This is a genomic window from Halalkalibacter oceani, from assembly GCF_040544555.1.
GTDB lineage: Bacteria > Bacillota > Bacilli > Bacillales > Bacillaceae_D > Halalkalibacter > Halalkalibacter oceani.
Window position 1 is genome coordinate 179,961 of the sequence record NZ_JBEPKD010000001.1, and the last position, 26,030, is coordinate 205,990.

A 26,030-nucleotide genomic window follows, 5' to 3' on the forward strand; every position below is an offset into this window, starting at 1 on the left:
GAGAGCAAAATGTTCTTATTGATTCCACTTCTTTATCTTATTTCAAATTATTATTTCGAAGGGGGAATCTACGATGTCAATGGCGACCGAGAAAGAGCACACACCTGAAATCGGGGGAAGCCAGAAGCAACAAACGCGTTTATCGGTTTTTTTGCCGGCTTTTCTTGTAGTCGGTGGAGGCGCTCTTTTAGGTATTGTTAATAATCAACTTTTAACAAACATCACAATGAACGGTTTTGTTGGATCGTTACGTGGTCTTGGTTGGCTTTATCAAATTATTTCAATTGTAACCTTGCTTATCGTGATAATCGTTACGTTTTCAAAGCTGGGGAACGTCCGTTTTGGCGGAGCAGAAGCAAAGCCGAAATATTCGTTTCTTACTTGGTTTGCCATGGCCTTAACGGGAGGGATCGCCACCGGTGTGATTACATATGGCGTCAATGAGCCGATCATTTACTTCGGGAACATTTATGGAGAAATGGAGAATACCGGTGTGGAACCGGGAACGATGACAGCGGCGATTTACGCGATGGGTCGTTCGTTTTACAATTGGACATTCATTCCATATGCGATGTATTCGCTTAGTGGTCTCGTAGTCGCTTATATGTATTTTAACCGGAAGCAGCCATTGTCCGTAACGGGGACGCTTACTCCGCTGTTTGGCAGTAAAATCACTCGAGGGATCTGGCCGGGAATCATTGATACATTGGCAGTTTTGGCCATCGCTCTCGGTTTGGCGTCCTCACTTGGGGCGGGTTTAGCGTTAGTCGGTTCAGGTATCGAGACAACTTACGGTATCGAGCAAGGTCCTATCATTTGGTTGCTGTTGGCTGTCATCATAACCGGTTTATTCACGCTTTCTGCTTTAAAAGGATTGGACAAGGGAATACGCCGCATGTCCGATATTAATGCAAAAGTATTCTATGTCCTGCTTATTGCCTTGATTATTATCGGTCCTACGCTTTACATTCTTCAGACAACAACAGCGGGAATGGCTCATTGGTTTCAGAACTTCTGGATTTGGGGACTTGACCCGGGCGTAATCGGCGGAGAAGCGCTTGTCATGTGGTGGACGTTGTATGACTGGGCGATTTGGGTTGCTTATGCACCATTAATGGGAATTTTTCTGGGCATTATTTCTTATGGTCGTACAATTCGTCAATTCATGATGATCAACTGGATTTTGCCTGCGTTATTTAGCATTCTCTGGTTCGGTGTCTTTGGGGGGACAGCCCTCCATTGGCAGCAAAATCAGACGGTTGACCTTGTGTCGACAATTCAGGAAAGCGGAGCTGTTTCAGGGTTATGGGCTTTCTTGGCCAACTTACCGCTGGCGGCGATTCTTATCCCGGTCGTCATGGTTGCCTTGATTCTTTCCTTTGCCACTGCAGCCGATTCGATGATAAGGGCGATTGCAACTCTCTGTTCGGTGAACATCCGTTATGACGAAGAGCCTGCGAAGTGGAAGATGCTGGTCTGGGCGATTTCCATCGCTGTTATCGCCTATGTGATGGTCGCTTTTGCCGGGGGAGAACAGGGAGTAGACGGAGTGAAATATCTTGCGGCGTTAGGAGGTTCGGTCGTACTGTTCGTCTTTGTGCTGCAGGTGATATCGGCGGTAAAAATGTTCTTTATCGACAAAATTGAAAAGTGATGCTGGTGAGGAGGGAAACTATGGATGTAGTGGATCAAGGGGTGAAGAAGGTAGTCTTAGGAAATGAAATGACACTGGAGGAATTTGTGTCCATTGCCAGGAATGGAGTGCACGTTGAGTTTTCTAATATGTACCGGCAGCGAGTCGAACGATCATCCCGTCTGCTCCGAAAGTGGCTTGAAGAAGGGCGGGTCATGTACGGGGTGAACACCGGTTTTGGAGCGCTTTCCACACAAAAGATATCCGCTGACGAAGTCGCGCAGCTGCAACGGAATATTTTGCTGTCTCATGCCGTATCGGTCGGGGAACCGCTTGAAGAAGAATGTGTTCGGGCGATCATCGTCATGGTGCTGCAAAATATCGGCCAAGGATATTCGGGTGTCCAGTTGAGGACTCTCGAGATGTACCGCAATATGCTCAATCATCATGTGATACCGTTCGTTCCACGAAATGGTTCCGTCGGCTATTTAAGCCTTGAAGCTCACATCGCTTTAGTTGCCATCGGAGAAGGGAAAGCATACGTCAATGGCAAGCTGTTTTCAGGAAAAGAGGCACTTGAAAAAGCAGGGTTGGAGCCGATTACTCTTTCAGCAAAAGAAGGGCTGGCTTTAATCAATGGCACGACGAGCCCCACTGCGCTTGGCGCCCTTGCTCTTTATGATTTGTTAAAAGCAGTTAAGACTGCAGATATTATCGCGGCAATGACGCTCGAAGTATTGAGAGGAACGACTCGGGCGCTTGATGACCGCTTGATGAGTGTTCGACCACATCGTGACCAAAAAGATACGGCGGCTAATATTCGTAAAATTTTACAGAACTCGAAAATTGCAGAACAGTCGATCGATTATCGTTTGCAGGATCCCCTATCATTGCGGGCAATTCCCCAGCTTCATGGAGCGGCGAAAAAAAAGCTGCTTGATGCGCTGGAAACAATTGAAATTGAAATGAATGCTTGCTGTGATAATCCGATATTATGGCCTGACGAAAATAGTGGTGAGCCGATTTCAGGAAGCAATTGCGATTCTTCCTATGTCGGAATGGAAATGGACGCTGCATGTATCGCTGCGACGGCAGTGGCAAAAATGTCCGAACGAAGAAATTACCGGCTTATTCACTCACGATTATCCGGATATCCGTCATTTCTCGTTCGAAATCCGGGATTACATTCCGGATTGATGGTTCCGCAGTATACGCAGGCAGGGCTTCTGAATGAAATGAAGCTGCTCTCGCAACCGGCAAGTGTTGATAGTATTCCAACCTGTGCAGATCAGGAAGATTATGTGGCAATGGGCTATAATTCAGCGAAAAAAGCGCTTGAGATTTCAAGAAAGCTGGAATATATTTTGGCAATCGAGCTTCTTTCTATCTATAGCGCCCATCAATTCATTGAAGAAAATCTTGTGCCTGGCTCAGCTTCCAAAGCTGTACTAGAGCGGATCGGGCAATTTGTACCGCCATTGACTGAAGACCAGTATTTATATCCTTACTTAGAGAATGTAACGGATTTGATTCATTCAGGCGAGATAGTAGCCCTAGTGGAAGAGAAAGTGGGACGCCTGTTGTAGAGAGCTAGATAAAAAGTGAGAGTCATGAGGAGGAGTTGGAAATGAAACAAGTAGATACAGAAAAAGTAGTTCGCTATCGAGGCACAGAATTGCAAACGAAAGGGTGGCTTCAAGAAGCCGCATTGCGGATGCTAATGAACAACTTGGATCCAGAGGTGGCTGAACAGCCTGAGGAGCTTGTTGTTTATGGAGGAATTGGAAAAGCAGCGCGTAATTGGGATTGCTTTGATGCGATAGTAAAGTCGTTGAAAGAGCTGGAAAATGATGAAACATTGCTCGTCCAATCGGGTAAGCCGGTCGCAATTTTTAAATCACATCAGGATGCGCCGCGTGTCCTGATTGCCAATTCAAATATCGTTCCGGCTTATGCAAATTGGGAAACCTTCCATGAGCTTGATAAAAAGGGATTGATGATGTACGGACAAATGACGGCGGGAAGCTGGATTTATATCGGTTCACAAGGGATTGTTCAAGGCACGTACGAAACATTTGCCGAAGTTGCAAAGCAGCATTTTTCAGGGACGTTAAAGCATACAATTACCGTCACGGCAGGACTGGGGGGAATGGGTGGCGCCCAGCCGCTTGCTGTCAAGATGAATGGAGGGGTGTGTATCGCAATTGACGTCGATGTCAGTCGCGTCGATCGGCGAATTGAGACCCGCTATACTGATGTTAAAACGGAGTCGCTCGACGAGGCGATCCGAATGGCACTTGAGGCCAAGCAGGAAGGGAAAGCTTTATCGATCGGATTAATTGGAAACGCGGCGGACATCTTACCGAATATGTTGGACAGAGAGTTTATCCCGGATATTTTAACCGATCAAACTTCAGCCCATGATCCGTTAAATGGCTATGTCCCTGCAAAGATGTCATTGGAGGAAGCCGCACGATTCCGTCAATTTGATCCAAAAGAGTATGTTAGACGTTCGAAAGCTTCCATGGCTAAGCATGTGCAAGCAATGCTTGAAATGATGGAAAAAGGCTCGATTACTTTTGATTATGGAAACAATATCCGGCAAGTGGCGAAGGATGAAGGAGTAGAAAATGCTTTTGATTTTCCAGGTTTTGTGCCGGCTTATATCCGTCCGCAATTTTGTGAAGGAAAAGGGCCGTTCAGATGGGTCGCCCTTTCAGGAGACCCGGAGGATATTTATAAACTTGATGAGGTAATCTTACGGGAATTTAGTGACAATGACCATCTATGTCATTGGATTCGTATGGCGAGGGAGAAAATCCAATTCCAAGGATTACCGTCACGCATTTGCTGGTTCGGTTATGGCGAAAGAGCACGATTCGGTAAAATCATCAATCAAATGGTAGCGAGAGGAGAATTGAAAGCCCCGATCGTCATCGGGCGTGATCACCTGGATTCAGGATCAGTTGCTTCGCCAAACCGTGAGACGGAATCAATGAAAGATGGCTCAGACGTGGTCGCAGACTGGCCTATTTTAAATGCGATGATTAACGCGGTCGGTGGTGCGACATGGGTATCGTTGCATCACGGCGGTGGTGTCGGGATGGGTTATTCGCTGCATGCGGGCGTCGTCATTGTCGCGGATGGAACGAAGGAGGCTGAAAGGCGGATTGAGCGTGTGCTGACAACCGATCCGGGAATGGGAATTGTCCGCCATGCAGACGCCGGCTATGAATTAGCGAAGAAAACGGCACGTGAAAAAGGGGTAAACATTCCAATGTTGGAAATGGAGTCGAAATAAAATGGGAAAACCGGTTTGGATTAAAAACATTCAACAGCTTGCAACTTTGGCCTCAGAGGTGAACGGGCCACGCTCTAAAACAGCGATGTCAGAGCTTGGCCTTATTGAGAATGGGAGCCTATGGTTGGAGGATGGCGTCATTCAGGCGGTAGGCACGACTTCTGAGCTTGAACGGCAATTCTCAACCAGAATCGCTGAAGCTGAAATTGTTAACGCGGCCGGTCATTTGGTTACTCCTGGACTGGTTGATCCCCATACACATGTAGCCTACGGAGGGAGCCGTGAAAAGGAATTTGAGATGCGGCTTAAAGGAATTTCCTACATGGAAATCATGAATGCTGGCGGAGGAATTCATGCGACAGCACGCATGACGCGTGAGGCTTCGGAGGAAGAATTAGTTAGCGAGACAGCGAAGCGACTCGACTCCTTCTTAAAGCACGGTGTGACAACCGTGGAAGGAAAGAGCGGCTACGGGATGACGATCGAAACAGAGCTGAAGCAGTTGCGTGTGATGAAACAGCTGCAAAGCATTCATCCTGTGGACATCGTGCCGACATTCATGGGGGCTCATGCCGTTCCACCTGAGTTCAAGGGCAATGAAGACCGATTTATTGATCATTTGGTTGAAGAGATGCTTCCAGCCGTCGTGGCAGAGCAGCTCGCTGAGTTCAATGATGTCTTTTGCGAAAAAGATGTTTTTACACCGCACCAGTCAGAGCGGATTTTGGAAGCGGGGAAAAAGTACGGGCTTCTTCCGAAAATCCATGCTGATGAAATTGTCCCATACGGCGGAGCAGAATTGGCTGCCAAAGTTGGAGCGATTTCAGCAGAGCATTTGCTTAAGGCATCAGATGAAGGGATTAGCTCAATGGCCGAGGCGGGAACGATTGCCTGTCTGCTTCCGGCAACGGCCCTCTATTTGCGCGAGCAGGCAGCCAACGGGCGGAAAATGATTGATATGGGGGTTGCTGTCGCCATTTCAACCGACTGCAACCCAGGTTCTTCACCAACGACATCCATGCCACTTGTTATGAACCTGGCTTGCATTACGATGCGACTCACTCCAGCAGAAGCGTTGACCGCGGCTACATATAATGCGGCCTGTGCACTAAAGCGCCAGAATCAAATCGGATCCCTTGAAGCAGGTAAGCAGGCGGATGTCGTGTTATGGAATGTGAAGAATTATCAGGAATTGCAATACTTATTTGGAGTCAACCATGTGAAAACCGTTTGGAAGAACGGCGTAAAGGTGGTGGGATAAGTATGAATGGGAATTGGTTTCAACCTCCTGAATGGATATGGAATGTCAAAACTTCTAATCCGACGCATGTTCACCAGTGGATCAGACCGCTCGATGAAAACGAAGAAAATCCAGATCTTATTTTGTTTGGAGCGCCTATATCTCGCTCATCAATCAGTGTATCGGGTGCGTCATTATACCCGGCAGAGTTTCGTCGGATGTGGAAAGGCTTTGCGACGTACAATTTAGACGAGAATATCGATTTACGTCATGCCAATGTCGTTGACGCTGGAGATGTTAAGATGCACACCACTGATATTAAGCTATCTCATCGCCGCATTGAAGAATCAGCTGCTTTTTTGGCTGCACGTTACCCCGGAACGGTTACGTCAATGATTGGCGGTGACCATTCAACAACGGCATGCGCAGTAAGAGGGATTAAAACAGCTTATCGAGATGAGACAATCGGAATCCTTCAGCTTGATACTCATCTTGATGTAAGAGATCCAGCTGAGTTGGGACCGGCAAACGGCACACCGATCCGGCAATTAGTAGATGGATTAACAATCAAAGGAGAACACATCGTTAATATTGGTCTTCATGGCTATTTCAACGCCAAACCGCTGATAACCTACGCAAGGGAGCATGGGATTGGTATTGTGACCTTGAAAGAAGCGCGCAAACAAGGATTTGTTTATACTGTAAAGCACGCTCTGCACCAATTAGCGCAAAACGTGGATCGAATATACGTTACTGTCGATATGGATGTGCTCGACATCTCGACCGCTCCGGGAGTACCGGCTTCTACACCGGGGGGCTTGTCCACTGAAGAACTGTTCGATTCTTTATTAGAAATTGGCCAACATCCGGCTGTTCGTCATATTGATTTTGTCTGTTTAGATCCGACAAAGGATTCTGCTGTAGCGCAAACAGTGAAAATCGGTGTTTACGCATGGCTGCAATTTGTAACAGGAAAAATGATGGAATCACCACGAATTTAAGCGGGAGTTTCAAACTAGCATTGTGAGCTCTGATATAATCAATGCGTCCTTGATCCTTGACAGAGACAGGAGGCAATTATTTCTAGTAGACTTCTACTTTCTGTTCAGACCATAGACAAAACGCCTTTGAGAGATGATTCTCAAAGGCCCTTTTACGTTTGGTGCCACTGGAGGCTGTGTGCTTCTCCAGTGGAAGTTGGCTAATTTTTTTAGGTACATGGCAGCAAAAACACCCTCGTCTGCATCGAATTTTTTTCCAACCCTCCATGCTCTTGTTTCAATTCAGCAAAGACACATTGAATCGTTGCTTTCCTCTTTCATAGATCTCTCTCTTTATGGTCAAGCAACCTCCCTTTTTCCCCCTAAAAAAGCGGACGGGATGGGAGGGCCGACTCCTGCAGGAGGAGAGGGCAGGTTGAAATCCACCGGCGTGCCGGTTAGTTCAACGCCCTCCTGCGGAAAGCGTGCCCCCATCCCGGGAGCGGGTTCGAAGCTCTGATCGTGACAAATCCTTCTACCCAAAAAGCCTGTCGACAGATTGGCAGCACTGCATTTTTCTTTTTTCATTAAGGCGCTTTTTGTGCCTTCCTACAAAATGGCAGATTGATGATGGTTGGTGCCTTTCCTTGGATGATTTTGGGGGGCGGTGAGGGAAAATGATAAAAGATTGTTATATTATCTAACAATAGTAATTTTGTATAGGGGTATGTGTGTTATGGTGAAAAAATTGCTTGTTTTTTGAGCGGGAGAAGTTGTTTGATACTACAGAATGATCGTGGTGTTTCTGTCTATTCAGACATATAACGGAGGGGGCGAATATATTAAACTACATGTAAGAAATCCTTGAAACATTTTATTGAAAAACTTTTAGGGTTTCGGTGGTGGCGCTTTAGAAGCGGATTTTGGAGTTGACAGTAAAGGGGAGTGAGCTGGTGGTTGCTTAGCCGGACGGATCGTCCACAGGGCCGCCGCTCAGCGAAAAACTGGCAGAGCTCAAGGTCCAATGTGGTAAAGGCTATCTGAAGTCTTTTTCTTTTCAGTCTACTACACATACATTTATTTGGAGGGTGTCGAATGGAACAATTTGTGAATCGCGATTCGGTCGAAGATTTGAAAAAAAGAATTGTGAACTGTATCAAAATTTTAAATGAGGAAGGCGTATTTGAACTGACTTATGGCCATATTAGCTGCAGAATTCCAAACAGCGATAAATTCTTGATCTTAGGTCATTTGCATGAAAGCAACAAGAATTTATTTGATGTTACGGAGGAAGATATTGTCACAATGGACATTGAAGGCGAGACATTGCCGGGCGAAGTAGAAGCCCCCGGAGAACGTTTCATCCATACGGAGGTGTACAAAAGGCGTCCGGAAGTGGAAGCGATTGTCCATTGTCATCCGATTTTATCAACGAGCTTCAGTATTTCGGGCGTGCCGATTATGCCTGTAAATAATTTAGGAACGATTTTCGCACCGGAAGTTCCAATCCATGATTATTCCGGGCAAGTGGATACAGCGGAAAAGGCTGCGGCCATGGCGGAAACGCTTGGGAACCGGATGGCGGTTGTTTTGCGATCACATGGGGCGACCATTGTTGGCAGCTCGGTCGAAAAAGCGGCCTTGAACACATTGGCATTGGAACACACAGCAAAAATGCAATTAATCGCCCACCAGGTCGGAACACCTCGCCCTATTCCTGTTGAAGAGACGGATGGCATTTTTAGTGAAGGGACAAAGGAACGTGAATATTACGATACAGCGTGGGATTTCTACTCCCGTAAGTATCAGAACCATTTATTGAAGCTTTAATGATCGGGAAAGAACAGGGGGAGGGGTGAGAAAGATGTCATATGAAAATGAAGTAACAGCTGATGAAAAACCTGCAACCCGCAAGGTTGAGTTTCGCACGATACTGGCAGTTATTTTTGCGCTCTATCATATTATCGCGCTCCAGCTTTTAACAGTGGATCCGCTCGTGTTACGGAGCACATTCCTGGCAGGAACGGTCGTGCTAACCTTTCTTTATTGGCCCTCTAGGAAAAAAGCAAGTAATCTGTATGAGATTATATTAACGCTAGGAACGATTGCTTCCAGCATTTATGTCTTTTTTCAATACCGTGAAATGATTTATCGCATTGGGATCGCGCCTACTTTCTGGGATATTGTCTGTGGGAGCATTGTGCTTATTGCTACACTGGTTGTGGCAAAACGAACATTAGGATATGGACTTCCTGTTTTGGCGGTGCTGGCGATTTTATATGCCCTGTTCGGCGATCTGTTGCCGGGAGCATACGGGCATAGCGGTTTTTCCTATGAAAAGACGGTTAGTATTATTTTCAGCACGAGTGGTATTTTTGGCATACCGATTTCGGTAGGGATCATGTATGTGCTGCCTTTCGTCATTTTTGGGGCCTTTCTTGAGATCAACGGGACAGGCCGTTACATTATGCAATTGTCTCTGGCGATTGCCGGCAGGTTCAGAGGAGGTCCGGCGAAGATCGCGACGTTATCAAGCGCGATGTTTGGTTCGATCAACGGAAGTCCGGTGGCGAATGTCGTCAGTACCGGCGTGATGACGATCCCGATGATGAAGCGGGGCGGCTACAAATCGAGTTTCGCCGGAGCGGTTGAGTCCGTTGCTTCGACGGGAGGGCAGTTGCTGCCGCCGGTGATGGGCGCCTCGGCGTTTATCATGGTTGAATTGATTGGGGTAAGCTATACCTCGATTGTCTTTGCGGCTTTGATTCCGGCGCTGCTGTATTATATTTCTGTCTTTTGGGTGATTGATTTAGAGGCGGGAAGAACGAATTTAAAAGGAATGCCGAAAAGCGAGATTCCAAAACTGGGCACCTTGCTCAGGAAGCAGGGATATTTGCTCCTACCGTTAATCGTCCTGATTGTGGCGTTGATCGGTTTTAATCTCTCTCCGTTGCGTTCGGCGTTACTTGGGATTGTCTGTGCGATCGTCATTCCGGCGATTAAGAAAGAAACGCGAATGTCGATCAAAGATATGGTGTTTGCCTTGGAAATGGGCGCGAAAAACACCGCGTCTGTTGCGACAGCGACAGCGGCTGCGGGAATTATTGTCGGTATTTTGGGCATGACGGGCATGGGCCACCAATTTGCCTCCATTATTCTTGGACTAGGGCAGGGGGTATTGTTCCTTTCTCTCATTCTAACGGCGGTTGTCGCCTTAGTATTGGGAATCGGAATGCCGACGACGGGGGCTTATATCGTAACAGCATCGATTTTGCCAACGGCGTTACTTCCATTGGGAGTCGATGTGCTGGCAGTCCATCTGTTCTTGCTTTATTTTGCCAATATTTCAAATATTACACCTCCGGTTGCGTTGGCAGCTCATGCGGCGGCGGGAATTTCGGGAGGTTCGCCGATGGTTGTTGCTACGCAGGCGTTCAAATTAGGACTGGTCGGCTTTATCATCCCGTTTATGTTTGTCTACAATCCCGCGCTATTGCTGGATGGAGAGGTCTCGCAAATTATTGTCAGTGTGCTGACGGCGGTGATCGGTGTGTTGGCATTCGGAGCAGCGTTAAAAGGCTGGTTCAAAGTTTACTTGCCACTTTGGAATCGACTGCTGCTTTTGGCCGGCTCTCTATTATTAATTAATCAGTCATACATCTTTGATTTCATTGGCTTAAGTTTGATTTTACTATCAGGGTTAAATATTTACATGCTTGTTCAGAAATCCGGTTCCAACAAGGAAGCTGCTAATCCGAGAGTTTCCTAATTACACATAGCAAAAGGGGTAAAGTAAACATGAAAAAAAGTAAACTGTATTTGTTTGTGACGTTACTTGTGATGGCAATGTTGCTCGTCATGACCGCATGCGGAAATGATCAGGCTGCAAATGAAAATGAAGCAGAAGCACCTGCTGCTGAAAATGAGGCTTCTGATGAATCGGGTGAAGAAGCTGGAGAAGGCGAAACGGTATTTCCTGACAGAATGGTCGTAGGTGCATCCGCCCCTGGTGGTTCCTTTTATACATTGGGCGGGGTTATGGGAACGTTAATTGATCAGGAGCTTGGTATTCCTGCCTCTGTGGAAGATACCGGCGGTGGCGTGGCGAACGTCCAGCTGGCCCATCAAGGGGAGTTGACGCTTGGCCTGACAGCAAACTTTGAAGCATATGATTTTTATTATGAGCAAGGGATGGATGGATTTGGAACTGTTGCGCCGATTTTTAACCAAGGTTTGCAGCTCGTTGTCAATGCGGACTCTTCGATTGAAAGCTGGGGCGACCTGGAAGGAGCAAACATCGCTTTATCACGCGCCAATACAACGCATGATATCGCCGGACGAGCGATTTTAGAAACGCTCGGGATTGAGCCAAATCAAATTATTAATGCTGGTAACGATGATATTAATTCAATGTTTAGAGATGGCCGCGTAGACGCGATGCTGCTCGTTTCTTCATTCCCGACCTCTGCCTTCTCAGAAGTCGATGTCACAACGCCGTTGCGTCTGATTCCATTGGCTCAGGATGAAGTGGAGCAAGTAATCGAGGCCAATCCGTACCTTGGACAGATTACGATTCCGGGGGGCGTGTATGAAGGAACACCGGATGATACGTTAACCGTATCAGTCTGGTCGCTGTTTGTTGCACCGAAGAGTGTATCTGATGATGTTATCTATGAATTAACAAAAATTATTTATGATAACAAAAGTACGTTCCAGGATGGCGTTTCTGCCGTCACGCTCGATCCGGAAGATGTTGTAGAGCTGAGAGCGCCTCTACATCCGGGAGCGTTACGCTATTATGAAGAATTGGAAATTGAAATTCCTGATCAAATCAAGCCAGAATAACCGTTGACTAACTAGATAAAACCGGCAGCTGCCGTGCAAGGCATTCCTCCTGGACCTTGCGCGGCAGCTTTTTCATCTATATTCAGCGGGAGAAAATTGAGAAGGAGCGCTGCAAGGACAAGGCGCCTCTGGAGGGTTTCTTATGTTATCTACCCTTGTAATACGATGTGCGTCGTATTACAATGTAAAAAACAAGCAATGTAAGGGTGGTGTGAGATGGATAAAGAATTAATGAAAGGAAGCATTGATATTTTGCTGCTGTCCCTTATTTCGCAGCGGGATATGTATGGCTATGAAATCGTGCGCTCTTTAAAGGAAACGAGCGATCAGCTTTATAATATGAGCGAAGGGACCCTTTATCCGGCATTGAAGCGTTTAGAGAAAAAAGGACGGCTCACGTCGTACTGGAGGGAAAGTGAGGGCGGGAGCCGCCGCAAATATTACGCGATTACCGATGAAGGGCGAAAGGGGCTTCAGGCGAAGCTGAATGACTGGAACACGATTCATCAGCTTATTTATAAATGCGTGGAGGGCGAGGTATGAAGACGATCGACGAGTATATTAACGAGATCCTCCGGCATGTCGAATGTGACCAGGCAGACCGCGATGAACTGGCGGAGGAAATGCGAAGTCATCTGCTGCAGGCTAAGGAACACTATCAGCTGAAGGGTGAAACGGAAGAGCAGGCGATCGCGCTGGCGATCGCCGATTTTGGCGGTGATCAGGAGGTGGGGGAGCAATTACAGCGCTCACTGTTTCCATATCGCAAAGAACTGCTCGTTTTACTAGGAGGCGGCTCGATCCTATTCGCCGCTCTTGCTTATTTACACGGAGCGGTTCAGCTTGCAGAGCCGCATTCTCTCTGGATGACAATTGTCATCCTCTCGGGGCTCGGCTTTCTCTTGCTCGCCCTTTTTCCAGCCTATATGGGAAATCGCAAGCTGCTAATGAATCTTTATTTAGCGGGGCAAATCCCTTTTTATTTTTTGGGGCTGCTTATTATTGATACAGGCACGCAAGCTTACATCATGCCGCTTCAGCTTTTTGGAGGCGGGCTGATTTTGCTCACGTTGACGCTGGTTGTGCTGACAGCGCTGAAAACGCCGGTGGAAAAGAAGCTGTCCAAGAAGAAGGAGCAAAAGCGGAAAGGAGTGCATCTCTTTAATTTATTGGCAGGCATTGTCATTGTCGGCTTTGCCGGTTTCTTTTTGGCAGGGTTGCTGATCTTTGCCGGCTTGACCGTTTATATGCTGTTTCCGCTTGGACTGATTGTCTTTTGGGCGCTTTCCTACTGGTGGCAATATGAAGCGGCTAAAAAGAACAGCCCGTGGATGTGGGTCGGTGCCGGCTTAACGGTGTGTATGATGATCATGTTTGTCGTCGTGTATATGAGATAGAGAGGAAGATAAGCGTGAAGAAAAAAACAATAGCATTAAGCTTGTCCATCGCTGTGCTGCTCGGCATTGTAGTTCTCTGGTCTATCGGGGAGTCTCATCGGCCGGCCGGAGCGAATGAATTCACTGGATTGATCGATGGCTTCGACGTCTCGCATGATGAAACGCGGCTTCTCTATCGCTATGCGGTCAATGGTCAAGTCGGCCTTTATCTGGCGGAACAAAACGGCGTTGGAGAACAGCTGCTTACAGAAAGCGAAAATGAGCGCATTTCTTCCCCGGTTTTTTCACCGAATGGAACGGATGTGGTCTATGTCTCCACCATTCAGCAGGAGACCGGCTGGAACAGCTCAGTCGTGAAGCTTGACACGGTCAGCGGAGAGCGGGAAACAGTTTATGAAAGCGGGGAGTTGATTACGAGGCTAAGCTTTGGCGGTGATGACAGTACAGTCTATGCCTTGAAAGCGGCGACCTTTGAAAATTATTCACCGATTGCCCAGGAGCGACCGCATGAATTTGACATTTTTGCGATTCCGCTAGATGGCTCGGAAATGAAACAACTAACAGAACGGCTGGAATATGATATGTCTGACATAGCTGTTTCCGGCACCGATGAGGCATTGTATGTGACAATGTTCGCCGATGAGCAGGAGGCGGAAACAGCGGAAGAGATGTTTGAGGTGAAACAAAGCTTGTTTATGATGCCGCTTGAAGCGCCGGGCGAGCTGACAAAGATCGAGCCGCGTTATTGGGACGAGGAGTTGTACGGACTCGCCGTTTCCCCGGACGGACAAAAGCTGGCCCTCACCACGATTACGAATGCGGATGAAGGCGGAACATTCCAATATGAATTGTTGCTTCTCGATCTCGCGACAAAAGAAGTCGAGCAGGTCACCAACTTAAAAACATATGTGATGGAACCCGTGTTCAGAGAAAAGTATTTGTATTTCACCGAAGATCGCGCTTTTCCGAGCCGGGCCCCTGACTATCATCTTCACCGCTACGACCTTACGACGGGTGAACTGACAGAGATCACAGTCAGCGTGACTTCCGCAATAAAGGAAGAAGGGTAAAGGCGAAGTCAGCTAAGCAAAACCTTGCTTAAACCGAGAAGGATAAAAAGCAGGGCCGGGGCAATTGAGACATAACGGAGTAGGAAGCGGTTCTTTGTTTCCTGACCGTGAATGACGCCGACAACCATTGAAACGCATAAGAGCAGCCCGGCTAATGGCGCAAAGGATAACGGCCGTTGTGCCAGGCCGGCTTGAATGCCGTAGCCGATATTATCGATGTTCATAAAGAGGGCGATCATTAAAAAATAAGATCGGCGATACAAGGGAGGGTCCTGTAAAAAGTGATAAAGACCGGCGCCGATTAACAGCAGCCCGGCAAATACTTGAATGTTCTTTGTCGGGACAAGCTCACCAATGAGATGACCGACCCCCATCGAAATAAGGATCACGACAGAGGAAAAGCCGGCAATCATCATCACGATCGACAAGGGAATCCGGATCCTTTTTAACCCGAATGAAAAGCCGATGACATAGCCGTCAAGACTGACTAACAGCGAAAGTAAAAACGTAACCAGGATGTTCAGCATAGCGCCACCTCTTGCTTTTTAGTCTATGCTCGTCATCCGCTTTGTAGTCGGTCATGCTATTTATATTTTGCTGTTGGGAAGGAAACAAGCTCATAATAATCCAAATAGGATTCATAGTAGCCCATCACTTCCCGGACATAATCGTCGCTCTGGTTATAAGCAAACAGCGCCTCTTCAATCTCTCCATTAGCCGCCCCGTGGTCAGCGAGGTAGTAGGCCGCCGCATAAGCGGCATCACGCAAGTCAAACGGGTCTGCTTTGCCATTTCCACTGCCATCGACTCCGTATCCATTGTGCTCTGTGATTAACTCGAGATCGGTCAAATCGATCTCATCCTCAATCTCACCTAATTGCCCCCCGGGGTACGACCAGCCGATCCACGTTCTCGGCATGAATTGAAAATGTCCGAGCGCCCCAACCGGACTTATTAACGGGTCCATCGTTGAAAAAATCGTTTCTACTCTATGTACAGAAGCAAGCAGCTCCCACGGGATGTCATATTGTTCAGCCGCTTCTTTGTAAATCGGCACGTAATCCTTCGGAATGTGATGTTCAGCGATTAATGTTTTATAGGTGATTTGCCGTACTTGATCATGATCTAAAAATGTATATAAAACAAGGAAAAAGAGTCCTAGTAAAACGAAAAAAACAATCGTCATAAATTTTTTCACGTGTTTCCATCCTTTAACGGTAAGCATGATCTCATTATAAACCGAAGTGCTTCATAACAAAATAGGTATTTTACCATTGTTCGATCTGCTAGTTTCAGAGCGCGACCTTGAGGGAAATGTGGCGATAGGTGGTGAAAAGGATGAAGACAGAGGTGCTGATTATCGGCGGAGGAGTCGCTGGTTTAAGCCTTGCGCTGACATTGGCGCGGCAAAGAATTCCGGTGGTTGTCGTGGAGCGGGAGGAAGGAGCCGGGCATCTTTATAAAGGTGAATTGCTTCAGCCAAAAACGCTGCAAATTTTCAAGCGCTTAGGCATGCTGGAGCGGGTGAAGGCAGAGATGTACCCGCTTGAGGCGATCCATACGAGGGAAGTCGGCCGGGGACGTGAGGAATTGCTTCACGTCTTAATGGATTATTCGGTTCTGCCGGAGCATGCGATGGCGGCGATGATTCCACATGATCGTTTGCGCGAGCTGTTGTTGAAAGAGGCGCTCACTTACGAAACTGTTCAAATAGTCCGTCCGGCTGTTTTTCTCAACCTGCAGACGAGCTATACAGCACGGATTAAATATCAAAATGAGATTCACAGCATAACAGCCAATATGATCGTCGGAGCGGAAGGGCGGGGCTCGAAAATCCGCAAAATAGCCGGACTGACGTTCAAGAGGCAATCGTATAATCATGATTTTCTTACCTTTTCCTTCGCCTGTCCGCCGGAGCTGACGGAAGGAGAAATGATTGCCGATGAACAGCGCTTTCTCGGACTGTTTCCCTTACCTGATAAGCGCGTACGGAGCGTGCTCCAGATCAGACCCGGAGAATATAAACAGCTGAAGCAGGCTGGCCCCCAGGCGGTCCATGAGCATTATGCCCGGCTTGAACCGCGGCTTGACGGCTATGTTCAGACGGTGACCGACTGGAAGGAGATACAACTGATGGTTCCTGTCCGGCAGACGGTTTCCCGCTATTTCCGGTCTAATTTGATTGTGATCGGTGATGCAGCACACAGCGTTCATCCGATGGCCGGAGAAGGGATGAACCTCGCTATTCAGGATGCTGACATTTTAGGTAAACTGATCGGCTGGATGTATCAAACGGGTAAATCGACGGACTATTCCCTGTTTCATTGGTTCGAGGATGTCAGAAAGCGGCGGGTGGAGTATGTCTCCTGGCTTAGCCACTTGTTTGCGAGAATGTACAGCCCAACGGGAAGAGCATGGCAGAGGCTGCGGCTGAGCGCGATCCGCGCCTTAGTACAAAACGAGAGGCTGCATGATCAGCAAATGATGAATGTTTCCGGCCTTGGCCTTATTCCCTTCCAGGTGAAAGACGGTTTGCATCTCTTCTTCCGGGGGAAGAGAACGATATTGCAGCAGCATGTTTTCACAAAGAAGGATGATTATCCTTGGCTAGCAACAGGTGGGGTGAACAACGATGATAACTGAATATTTGCGCTTATGGAACGCGCGAAAATGGATGAAGCAAAATGAGCCTTTTTTGCCGACCTGGCATGCTCATCTTGGCTACAGCCTCGATTTGTTCCACCATTTTTCCAAGGGTGCCTCTGTGGAGGAGGTAGCGGCCCGCAACAATTGGAATCAGGATCTTCTGCAACGCTGGGTGGACGTCGGCATTGTCCTTGGTCATTTGAAGATGAAGCGCAATGGCAAAATCAAGCCGAAGCGTCAGCTCGTTAAATATGTTTCCAAGGAAAGTCCTAATTCAGTCGGTATTCTTATTAAAGAAATGATGGAGCTTCATATCCCGACGATGCTCTCCTATCGTGATTTAATTCAGGGGAAAGAGGTTACCTTCTTTGAGGAGAATTATAGCGATACCGTCGCCCGTACGTCAGCTCTGCTGGAGACGATTGCTTTTCCGAAGGTCGCTTCCTCGGTCAAAAAAGAAAAAGTGACAGCGGTTTTTGATATCGGTACTGGCTATGGCGGTTATTTGCGCCGGCTGAAAGAAACGAACCAAGAGCTTGAGCTATGTGGAATCGAAGTGGATGAAACGGTCGCTGCCAAAGCCCGGGAAGAACTGACAGACAGCGGCATTGAGATTATCGCCGGTGATATTGATCAGTATGAGACGGCAAAAACGTTTCAGATGGTGATGATGAACAATCTTTTGTATTATTTTTCACAAGAAGAGCGTCAGAAGCTGTTTATCAAAGCAAATCGGCTTCTTGAGCCAAAAGGCACCTTGCTGATCATTTCCCCGCTCGTTCATTCAAAGCACGGTCAGGCGTTCGCGTCGGCTTTTAATAGCTTTATGTCCGCGCATGAAAAGATGTATCCCGTCCCCTCGGCCCGGGAATTGACCGAATACGGCAGGAAAGCGAAGTTTCGCTTGAAAAAAATGACACCCATTATTAAGGAAGGCGGCTGGTATTTGCTTGTTTTCAAAAAAAAGTAGCTTGGAATCAGCCCGTCTCCATTCGGGCATCCTTTAGTGTAGACAGTCGTGGCGGTTGCTCCTATTAAGGAAAACAGTTTACAGATGGTGGAATTATCATTTACGATAGAAGGAAAATAGAGACAAAGGAGAGGAATCATGATGCAACGTACTGCCCAGCAAGGTGAGCTTGGCGTCTTTCAAACGATTGAAGAACGCCATTCTGTCCGAAAATTTGATCCGGAAGCAAGGATTGAACGCGAGGAGCTGGAAGAGCTGCTCACAATCGCGACAAAGGCCCCGTCTTCATGGAACATTCAGCCTTGGCGCTTTATCGTCGTCGATGATCCAAAAAGAAAAGAAGAGCTGTTGCCGATTGCCTACAACCAGAAGCAGGTTGTTGAAAGTGCGGCGGTGATTATTTTGCTTGGTGATTTGGAGGCGAATAAAGAGGCGGAGGCAATCTATCAGACTGCGGTCGATAATGGCTTTATGCCGAAGGAAGTAAAGGAAACTTTAGTCGGCCAAATCAACAAAGCATACGAAGGGAATTCCACTTTCCCACGCGATGAAGCGTTTTTAAGTACGTCACTTGCTGCGATGCAGCTTATGCTTGCCGCTAAAGCGCGCGGCTATGATACATGTCCAATGGGCGGCTTCAGCCGCGAAGCATTGATCGAAACATTTGATATCCCTTCACGTTATGCGCCTGTTATGCTGCTGGCGATCGGCAAGGCGGCTCAGCCTGCCCACCGTTCTGCGCGCCGGCCGCTGGAGGATGTAATGTCGTATAATTCCCTTACCTAAGACTTGAGATATTGACGGTGCTGTATCTCCGTTGCCCTTTGCGAAACACTTGTTCCGAAGAAAAGTTCGGGGCAAGTTTTTTTATTTGGCAATTGCCGATTGCAGGGAAAGAGCAGGTTTGCGATAATAAATGACTGGATGAATGACTTTACAGAAAGCAGGCGAAGAAATGATTGATTTACAATTTGAACAGTACCGGGAGTGCAAGCTTGACGGATTCAATCTCGTCGACTCCTATCCGGTTCAGCAATGGACTCATTATGTTGCCCGGTTTTCCGGAGCGGACCTTCCTGAGCAATTGCTGGATCCGGAAGCTTTAATCATCGCGAACGATACTGGAGAAGTTTTACAGATCGTCCTCCGGGAAGAAGGCTGTGACTCGCCGATGTTCCAATTTACAGAAACGGAAAAAAAGCAAATTACAGCTTGGTTTGACGAGGAGATTTCACGCAAAAAATAAATTCGTTTTTCATGCTTTTATGAAGGAAAAAATCAGGCGAAAAAAAATAAAAAAATCTTTAGAAAAGAACTGGATTTTCTATATGAAAAGTACTACACTTTCTAATTGAAAGCGAAATTCTTCTGGCGAAGGAAGAGCAGAAAATTCGCTGGTTCCATTCGTTAGAAAATCGATCAAAATAAATCTATGAATGCGCTTGGATTTCCTTTAATAAATGTGACAATTATGTTAAAATGACTTGAAAGCGTTGTAATTGTTAACATTCATAGATTTGCCATTGAAGTTAAACTAGGGGGTTTTTATCAAATGTCAAGCAAGGAGCACAAAGTGGACGAACCATGGCAAGGATTTCATGGTCCCAACCTTGGCGTTGCAATCGAGCTTTACGAAGAGTATTCAAGCAATCCAGAAGCAGTCGATGAAGACTTACGGGAACTATTTGATGTCTGGGGACCGCCTCCGGCCTCTGTAGATGAGCAGGGGAGTAAGCGAGCGGCTTCGCCGGTTTTTTCTGCTGCTTCGCCGGATATGATCAGAAAATGTGTTAACGCCGTTAAACTAGCAGATATGATTCGCAGAAAAGGACATCTAGCATCAGATGTAAATCCAATCATCAAAGACAGGAAAAACAGCCAGTTGCTTGAGTTGAGTCGCTACGATTTAACGGAAGAGGATTTGAAAGAGGTGCCGGTCGATCTACTCTGCTCTGATGCTCCTGCGCATGTGAAGGACGGATTGGCCGCAATCCAATATTTGCGCGAAGTTTATACAAAAACGATTGCCTTTGAATTTAACCATGTTCAAGATATGGATGAGCGCCAATGGCTCATTAAAATGGTGGAGTCAGGCATGTATTTGCCAAATCTGACAAAACAGCAGCAAGTTAATTTGTTAAAAAGATTAACACAAGTGGAAGGCTTTGAAAAGTTCATTCACCGCACCTTTGTTGGACAGAAGCGCTTTTCAATTGAAGGACTTGATGTGCTTGTGCCGATGCTTGATGAAGCTGTCAGAGGAGTCGTCCATGAAGGAACAGAGCATGTTTTGATTGGAATGGCCCACCGCGGACGGTTAAGCGTGCTTACTCATACACTTGGCAAACCATACAAGAAAGTATTCTCTGAATTTTTACATGCGCCAAATAAAGACCTTGTCCCTTCTGAAGGTTCCACTGGAATTAATGAAGGCTGGACGGGGGATGTGAAATATCATCTTGGAGCAGACAGACAGATTCGGGAAGAAAATACCGCTGAAGCGACCGTGACGTTGGCGAACAATCCGAGTCATCTGGAATTTGTCAGTCCAATTGTCGAAGGATACGCGCGCGCAGCACAGGAAGATCGCACAGCGAAAGGCTTCCCGCAGCAGGATGTGTCGAAGGCTTACTCGATTTTAATTCATGGTGATGCGGCATTCCCGGGTCAGGGAGTGGTGACAGAAACGCTTAACCTTAGCCGTTTAAGGGGTTATCAGACTGGCGGGTCTCTTCATATCATCGCAAATAACAATATCGGTTTCACGACGGAAACGCATGATTCTCGCTCTACTACATATGCGAGTGATCCGGCAAAGGGATTTGAAATTCCGATTCTCCATGTCAACGCTGATGATCCTGAAGCCTGTATGGCTGCCATTCACTTAGCAATTCAATACCGGAAACGGTTTAAGAAGGATTTCTTAATTGACTTAGTCGGTTATCGCCGCTTTGGTCATAACGAAATGGATGAGCCGGCCGTTACGCAGCCTGGTCTTTATGACATCATCCGCAAGCATCCGACCGTGCGCGAAATCTATGCCAAGCAGCTTTCGACCGGAGGCGTTGTCGAAGAAACGTACGGAGATCAACTCGACCGCGAAACACAGGAATATTTGCAGTCGCAATATGATGAAGTGGCGGCCAACAAATCGAATAAAGTGCTGGAGCTCGTTCCGCCGGACTTTGTCGTGAACGGTCTGCCAAAGGTCAAGACGAGTGTTCCGCTTGAGACGCTGAAGGAAATCAATCAACAGCTGTTGGATTGGCCGGAGGATTTCTCAGCGAATGAAAAGCTCGAAAAGATCTTAAAGCGTCGTCTAAGCGCCTTTGAAGAGAACAACAAGGTCGATTGGGGTCTTGCGGAAACGCTGGCATTTGCGACGATTCTGCATGATGGCACGCCGATCCGTTTAACAGGTCAGGATTCGGAGCGCGGTACGTTTGCTCATCGTCATCTTGTGCTGCATGACCGGACAAATGACTCGATTTTCACACCGCTGCAAAGCTTTGAAAAAGCCAATGCTTCCTTCGCGGTCCATAACAGTCCGTTATCGGAGATGGCTGTTGTCGGGTTTGAATATGGCTACAATGTTCAAGCTCCGGAAACATTAGTATTATGGGAAGCGCAGTTCGGGGATTTTGCCAACGGTGCCCAGGTTATGTTTGACCAGTGGATTTCAGCAGGAAGAGCAAAATGGGGACAAAAGTCAGGCCTTGTCGTTTTGCTGCCGCACGGCTACGAAGGTCAAGGACCGGAGCATTCCAGCGGCCGGGTTGAGCGTTTCCTTGTGCTCGCTGCCGAGAACAACTGGACAATTGCCAATTGTACGTCAGCGGCTCAATATTTCCATATTTTACGCCGCCAAGCGAAGATTTTAGAAAAGGATGCGGTACGTCCGCTCATTATCATGACGCCGAAGAGCTTGCTTCGGAATCAGATGGTTGCATCTACTCACGATGCTTTCACCGAGGGAGAATTCCAGCCTGTCCTTGAGCAGGAAGGGTTGGGGCAGGATACAGATAAGGTCGAACGGATCATCCTTTGTAGTGGGAAAGTCGCGATTGATATTGCCGATAAAATGCAGAAAAGCAAAGATCAGGACTGGAGCTGGCTCCATATCGCCCGCGTCGAGGAGCTTTATCCGTTCCCGAAACGGCCGATTCGCAGCATCTTTGCCCGCTACAGCAATTTAAAGGAAATTGTCTGGGTTCAGGAAGAACCTAAAAATATGGGTGCGTGGCCGTTTATGGAGTCTCGTATCCGGGAAATTACACCAGAGGGAGCGACGGTCAGCTACATTGGAAGAACGCACCGTTCGAGTCCGGCTGAAGGTGACCCGACCGCACATAAAAAAGAACAAGAACGCATTGTGACAGAATCATTGACACGCAAACAATAAGAGGAGGCCTTTTCCCGTGATTGAAATCAAAGTACCAGAACTAGCAGAGTCGATTACTGAAGGAACAATTGCCCAATGGCTAAAGCAGGTGGGCGAACAGGTAAACCAGGGGGAATATATCGCTGAACTGGAGACGGATAAAGTAAACGTTGAAATTACAGCTGAACATTCCGGCGTGATTACTGAATTCAAAAAGGAACCAGGCGATACGGTTGAGGTTGGCGAAGTGATTGCTGTGATCGATGAAAGCGGAAGTGCGGCAAGCGCAGCGCCTGCCGCTCCGAAAGAGGAAGCAGCACCAGCGCCGGCAGCAAGCGCAGAAAAAGCAGAACCGGCTAAAGAAGCTGAGCCGGCGCCGGCAACTGGTCAGGACAGACCGCTCGCTTCACCGGCAGCTAGAAAGCTTGCCCGTGAGCGCGGTATTGATTTAAGCGCCGTAGCAACAGCTGATCCGCTTGGCCGTGTTCGCAAGCAGGATGTTGAAACGCATCAAACAGCACCAGCTGCACCGCAAAAGCAGCCAGCAGCGCCACAGCAGGCTAAAGCACCGGCAGCCTCCAGTGATTCTGCTAAGCCGGTAGAACGGATCAAAATGTCCCGTCGTCGTCAAACAATCGCCAAGCGCCTTGTTGAATCCCAGCAAACAGCAGCGATGTTAACAACGTTCAATGAAGTCGACATGACGGCTGTTATGGATTTGCGCAAGCGTCGTAAAGATGTTTTCCTTGAAAAGAATGGCGTGAAGCTCGGATTTATGTCTTTCTTTACAAAAGCCGTTATCGGTGCTTTGAAAGAGTTCCCGTTATTAAATGCGGAAATTCAGGGCGACGAGATTTTAGTTAAGAAGTACTATGATATCGGTGTAGCCGTTTCAACGGATGAAGGGCTTGTTGTTCCAGTTGTCCGTGATGCAGACCGCTTAGGCTTTGCTGGAATCGAGCGTGAAATTGGCGAGCTTGGGAAAAAAGCACGCGATAATAAGCTGGCAATTTCTGATCTCCAAGGTGGAACGTTTACGATTACGAACGGAGGAGTATTCGGTTCCTTATGGTCTACGCCAATTTTAAATGCACCTCAAGTCGGTATTTTAGGGATGCATAAGGTTCAATGGCGGCCAGTGGCAATTGACCAGGAGAACTTTGAAAACCGTCCAATGATGTATATTGCATTGTCTTATGATCACCGGATTGTCGATGGGAAAGAAGCCGTTAGCTTCCTTGTAAAAGTAAAGCAGCTTTTAGAGGATCCAGAATCTTTGTTACTGGAAGGCTAAGTCAATAATGGTTCTATCTCTTTAGCGGGATGGCTCACCAGGTCGGACTTTTGATCTAGTGAGCCATCCCCTGTTTTTTTCGCGGCAGCTAAGGAAAGCGAAACAGTTTGCAATTAAGCAAGCGGACCTTATAATAGTAAGATAGAAGGAAAAGGAGTGGGATAGGAAAATGATTCACAACACGTGGCAAACGCGCCCGACCATTCGCACCGTAGAATGCGTACATACAAATGCAAAAAAATACATGGTGAACCGGGCACTGACTGCTGGAAAAACATATGAGCTCAAAAATGAAACGGAAGAATTTTATTTTGTGATCGACAATACCGGAAAAATAGGTGGCTATTATAAAGAGTACTTTAAGGGATAACAGCAAAAGCGGACATGGGAGAGGTGCCTCGTTTCCGCTTCTATGGCGATGCAGGGAAGAGGGGGAGCGTAGTGGACTGGATGTTTCTGATTGATATTATCAGGCAGCACGGCTATATTTCACTTTTTTTAATCATGGCGGTTGGTCTGTTTTTCTTTCCAGTTCCCAATGAAGTTCTTTTAATGACGGGTGGTCTGCTGGCGACTACTTATTATTTAGAGCCGCTCCCGACTTTCTTTATTTTATACGCAAGTGTGATGTGTCATGGGACGATTCTTTATGTCAGCGGCCATGTTGTTTCAAAGCGCGCCCACTTACCGGTGAAACGAAAAAAATCGATTTGGCATGAGCGGGCGGAAAAGGGCAAGGAGCTGTTGGAGAAATACGGCTTGAAAGCGGCCAGCTTCAGTTATTTTTTCCCTTTCATTCGCCATGCGGTACCGTTTAGTATCGGTTTGTCTAACATCTCCTATCGCTTATTTGCGTTAGTCGGATTTAGCTCTGCCTTCGTCTGGCTTACGTTTTACTTTTTGGTCGGCTTCTATTATGGAAGAACGATTACCGACTGGTCGTCGTTTGTCGAACATATGATTTATGCGCTTGCGATTCTCGGCTGCCTCGTATTGCTTTATCACTTTATCAAAAAAAGACGACAGCGCAACCGTGGCTATGATCATTAAAAGGTGTGTCGAAAGAAGCTGCTGAAAAAGGACGATTTTCAGCAGCTTCTTCGTGATGAGCGTAGAGCCTTATTTGTTTTTTTAGGTCAGCCGTTTTCGGGCTTCTTTAGAGGAAGAGGATTCAGCTACCAGGAACATCGAGATAAAGACGAGAAGAATCCCGCTCCACTGCCAGAACGTCAGCTCATCGTGAAAAAAGAAAAAACCGACGCAAATCGCGATGACCGGCTCAATCGTCGACAAAATCGCCGCCCGACTTGATTCAATCTGGCTCAGTCCTTTTGTGTAAAGAATATAAGCAAGCGTCGTCGAGAAAAAAGCTAAGCCAAGGCTGTTGAGCATTACATCCCATTGCAGAAGAAGTGGCAGTGTATGCACGAGATTGCTGGAAAAAAGCAAAAAGACAGTCGAGCAAATAAAGGAGTATACCGTAATCGTCAAAGGCTGATAATAGCGGCTGCTCAGCTTGGCGAAAATGCTGTACAGCGCATAGAAAAAACCGGAGCCGATGCCTATTAGCAAGGTAGAGGCTGTCAGCACGATGCTTCCCTGGGGAAGGAAGCCGACGACAAAGCTGCATCCTAGTAATGTCACGACAATCGCCGCCATTTTTCTTGCTGTCAGCCATTCCTTAAAGAGAAAACGGGAAATGATCGTAACAAATAAGGGACCCGTATACAATAGCATGACCGCAAGAGATAAATTCGTCTGCTCGATCACTTTAAAAAAGCACCAATTAAAAAAGACAAAGCTGATAACCCCAGTCCCCATAAAATAAGGAAGATGGCGCCATTTTATCCGTAGCGCCTGCCGTTTCCAAACGAGCAGATAACTGAGCAAAAGAAGCATTGAAAAAAACGAGCGGATCGCGACAACCTGCCAAGCTGTCAGCCCGTGAGCGTAAAGATTTTGTACGAACAACCCGACTAACCCCCATAAAGCAGCACCAATAATCGCCAGGGAGTAGGCAAGCTTAACTGACATCTTCATTTCATCCCCTCAAAATAATTTCATGTACCGTATTAAAAACAAATTTAAAGAAAAGAGCCCGCACTTAAGGAACCTATAAGAAGCTGCTGAAAAAGGACGATTTTCACTTTTTCAGCAGCCTCCTTCATACTAGCATGCCAGATTCAATTATAATGTAGAGCGGAATCTTTTTCGAACGAAAAATGGTGACTACAACGTAAATAACGGAATCAGCACTTTTACAGTCCTTCTAT

22 protein-coding genes are annotated in these 26,030 nt (G+C 47.1%); 19 read left to right on the forward strand and 3 right to left on the reverse strand.

Annotation, left to right across the window (positions count from 1 at the left end; genetic code table 11):
- The first annotated feature begins 73 nt into the window (after positions 1–73).
- The 11 genes from ABMB67_RS00925 (at position 74) to ABMB67_RS00975 (ending at position 14,466) form a co-directional block, all read left to right on the forward strand.
- On the forward strand, positions 74–1,654 hold the full coding sequence (locus ABMB67_RS00925; protein WP_354570826.1) for a BCCT family transporter: 1,581 nt from the start codon (positions 74–76) through the stop codon (positions 1,652–1,654).
- Between the two features lie 20 nt (positions 1,655–1,674).
- Complete coding sequence (locus ABMB67_RS00930; protein ID WP_354570827.1) at positions 1,675–3,219, forward strand: HAL/PAL/TAL family ammonia-lyase; 1,545 nt, start codon at positions 1,675–1,677, stop codon at positions 3,217–3,219.
- Positions 3,220–3,260: 41 nt separating this feature from the next.
- On the forward strand, positions 3,261–4,934 hold the full coding sequence (hutU, locus tag ABMB67_RS00935) for a urocanate hydratase (RefSeq protein ID WP_354570828.1): 1,674 nt from the start codon (positions 3,261–3,263) through the stop codon (positions 4,932–4,934).
- Between the two features lies 1 nt (position 4,935).
- Entirely contained in the window at positions 4,936–6,195 is a 1,260-nt protein-coding gene (gene hutI, locus ABMB67_RS00940) for an imidazolonepropionase (protein ID WP_354570829.1), read from the forward strand.
- 2 nt (positions 6,196–6,197) lie between these two features.
- Entirely contained in the window at positions 6,198–7,175 is a 978-nt protein-coding gene (locus ABMB67_RS00945; RefSeq protein WP_354570830.1) for an agmatinase family protein, read from the forward strand.
- A gap of 1,074 nt (positions 7,176–8,249) precedes the next feature.
- Positions 8,250–8,984 (forward strand): class II aldolase/adducin family protein, encoded by a 735-nt coding sequence (locus tag ABMB67_RS00950; protein WP_251222789.1) that lies wholly within the window; start codon positions 8,250–8,252, stop codon positions 8,982–8,984.
- 34 nt (positions 8,985–9,018) lie between these two features.
- Positions 9,019–10,923, forward strand: coding sequence for a TRAP transporter permease (locus ABMB67_RS00955; protein ID WP_251222788.1), 1,905 nt, complete (start codon positions 9,019–9,021; stop codon positions 10,921–10,923).
- A gap of 29 nt (positions 10,924–10,952) precedes the next feature.
- Entirely contained in the window at positions 10,953–11,999 is a 1,047-nt protein-coding gene (locus ABMB67_RS00960; protein WP_251222787.1) for a TAXI family TRAP transporter solute-binding subunit, read from the forward strand.
- Positions 12,000–12,215: 216 nt separating this feature from the next.
- The gene (locus ABMB67_RS00965; RefSeq protein ID WP_251222786.1) at positions 12,216–12,542 is read left to right on the forward strand and encodes a PadR family transcriptional regulator; all 327 of its coding nucleotides are present in this window, start codon (positions 12,216–12,218) and stop codon (positions 12,540–12,542) included.
- A complete protein-coding gene (locus ABMB67_RS00970) occupies positions 12,539–13,396 on the forward strand; it encodes a permease prefix domain 1-containing protein (protein WP_251222785.1) in 858 nt (285 codons plus the stop codon). Before ABMB67_RS00965 ends, ABMB67_RS00970 begins: the two co-directional genes overlap by 4 nt.
- Before the next feature lie 14 nt (positions 13,397–13,410).
- On the forward strand, positions 13,411–14,466 hold the full coding sequence (locus ABMB67_RS00975) for a TolB family protein (RefSeq protein ID WP_354570831.1): 1,056 nt from the start codon (positions 13,411–13,413) through the stop codon (positions 14,464–14,466).
- A gap of 8 nt (positions 14,467–14,474) precedes the next feature.
- Here ABMB67_RS00975 and ABMB67_RS00980 read toward each other — a convergent pair whose 3' ends face one another.
- A complete protein-coding gene (locus tag ABMB67_RS00980; protein ID WP_251222783.1) occupies positions 14,475–14,993 on the reverse strand; it encodes a manganese efflux pump in 519 nt (172 codons plus the stop codon).
- Between the two features lie 56 nt (positions 14,994–15,049).
- Positions 15,050–15,664 carry a lytic transglycosylase domain-containing protein gene (locus ABMB67_RS00985; protein WP_251222782.1) on the reverse strand — a complete coding sequence of 205 codons (615 nt, stop codon included), beginning with the start codon at positions 15,662–15,664 and terminating at the stop codon, positions 15,050–15,052.
- Between the two features lie 140 nt (positions 15,665–15,804).
- On the opposite strand from ABMB67_RS00985, the gene ABMB67_RS00990 reads away from it, so the two are divergent.
- The 8 genes from ABMB67_RS00990 to ABMB67_RS01025 all read left to right on the forward strand — a co-directional run bounded on the left by ABMB67_RS00990 (position 15,805) and on the right by ABMB67_RS01025 (position 24,807).
- Complete coding sequence (locus ABMB67_RS00990) at positions 15,805–17,109, forward strand: FAD-dependent oxidoreductase (protein WP_354570832.1); 1,305 nt, start codon at positions 15,805–15,807, stop codon at positions 17,107–17,109.
- Complete coding sequence (locus ABMB67_RS00995) at positions 17,099–18,082, forward strand: class I SAM-dependent methyltransferase (protein WP_354570833.1); 984 nt, start codon at positions 17,099–17,101, stop codon at positions 18,080–18,082. Before ABMB67_RS00990 ends, ABMB67_RS00995 begins: the two co-directional genes overlap by 11 nt.
- A gap of 141 nt (positions 18,083–18,223) precedes the next feature.
- A complete protein-coding gene (locus ABMB67_RS01000; protein ID WP_354571117.1) occupies positions 18,224–18,868 on the forward strand; it encodes a nitroreductase family protein in 645 nt (214 codons plus the stop codon).
- A gap of 169 nt (positions 18,869–19,037) precedes the next feature.
- Entirely contained in the window at positions 19,038–19,328 is a 291-nt protein-coding gene (locus ABMB67_RS01005; protein WP_354570834.1) for a hypothetical protein, read from the forward strand.
- Between the two features lie 306 nt (positions 19,329–19,634).
- Positions 19,635–22,484: a 2-oxoglutarate dehydrogenase E1 component gene (locus tag ABMB67_RS01010; protein ID WP_251222778.1), complete on the forward strand. Its 2,850-nt coding sequence runs from the start codon at positions 19,635–19,637 to the stop codon at positions 22,482–22,484.
- A gap of 16 nt (positions 22,485–22,500) precedes the next feature.
- Positions 22,501–23,757: a 2-oxoglutarate dehydrogenase complex dihydrolipoyllysine-residue succinyltransferase gene (gene odhB / locus ABMB67_RS01015; protein ID WP_354570835.1), complete on the forward strand. Its 1,257-nt coding sequence runs from the start codon at positions 22,501–22,503 to the stop codon at positions 23,755–23,757.
- A 169-nt stretch (positions 23,758–23,926) separates the two neighbouring features.
- Entirely contained in the window at positions 23,927–24,127 is a 201-nt protein-coding gene (locus tag ABMB67_RS01020; RefSeq protein ID WP_251222776.1) for a DUF6501 family protein, read from the forward strand.
- Between the two features lie 80 nt (positions 24,128–24,207).
- The gene (locus tag ABMB67_RS01025; protein WP_251222806.1) at positions 24,208–24,807 is read left to right on the forward strand and encodes a DedA family protein; all 600 of its coding nucleotides are present in this window, start codon (positions 24,208–24,210) and stop codon (positions 24,805–24,807) included.
- An 81-nt stretch (positions 24,808–24,888) separates the two neighbouring features.
- On the opposite strand, the gene ABMB67_RS01030 is transcribed toward ABMB67_RS01025, so the two are convergent.
- Positions 24,889–25,791, reverse strand: coding sequence for a DMT family transporter (locus tag ABMB67_RS01030; RefSeq protein ID WP_251222775.1), 903 nt, complete (start codon positions 25,789–25,791; stop codon positions 24,889–24,891).
- Between the last annotated feature and the right edge of the window lie 239 nt (positions 25,792–26,030).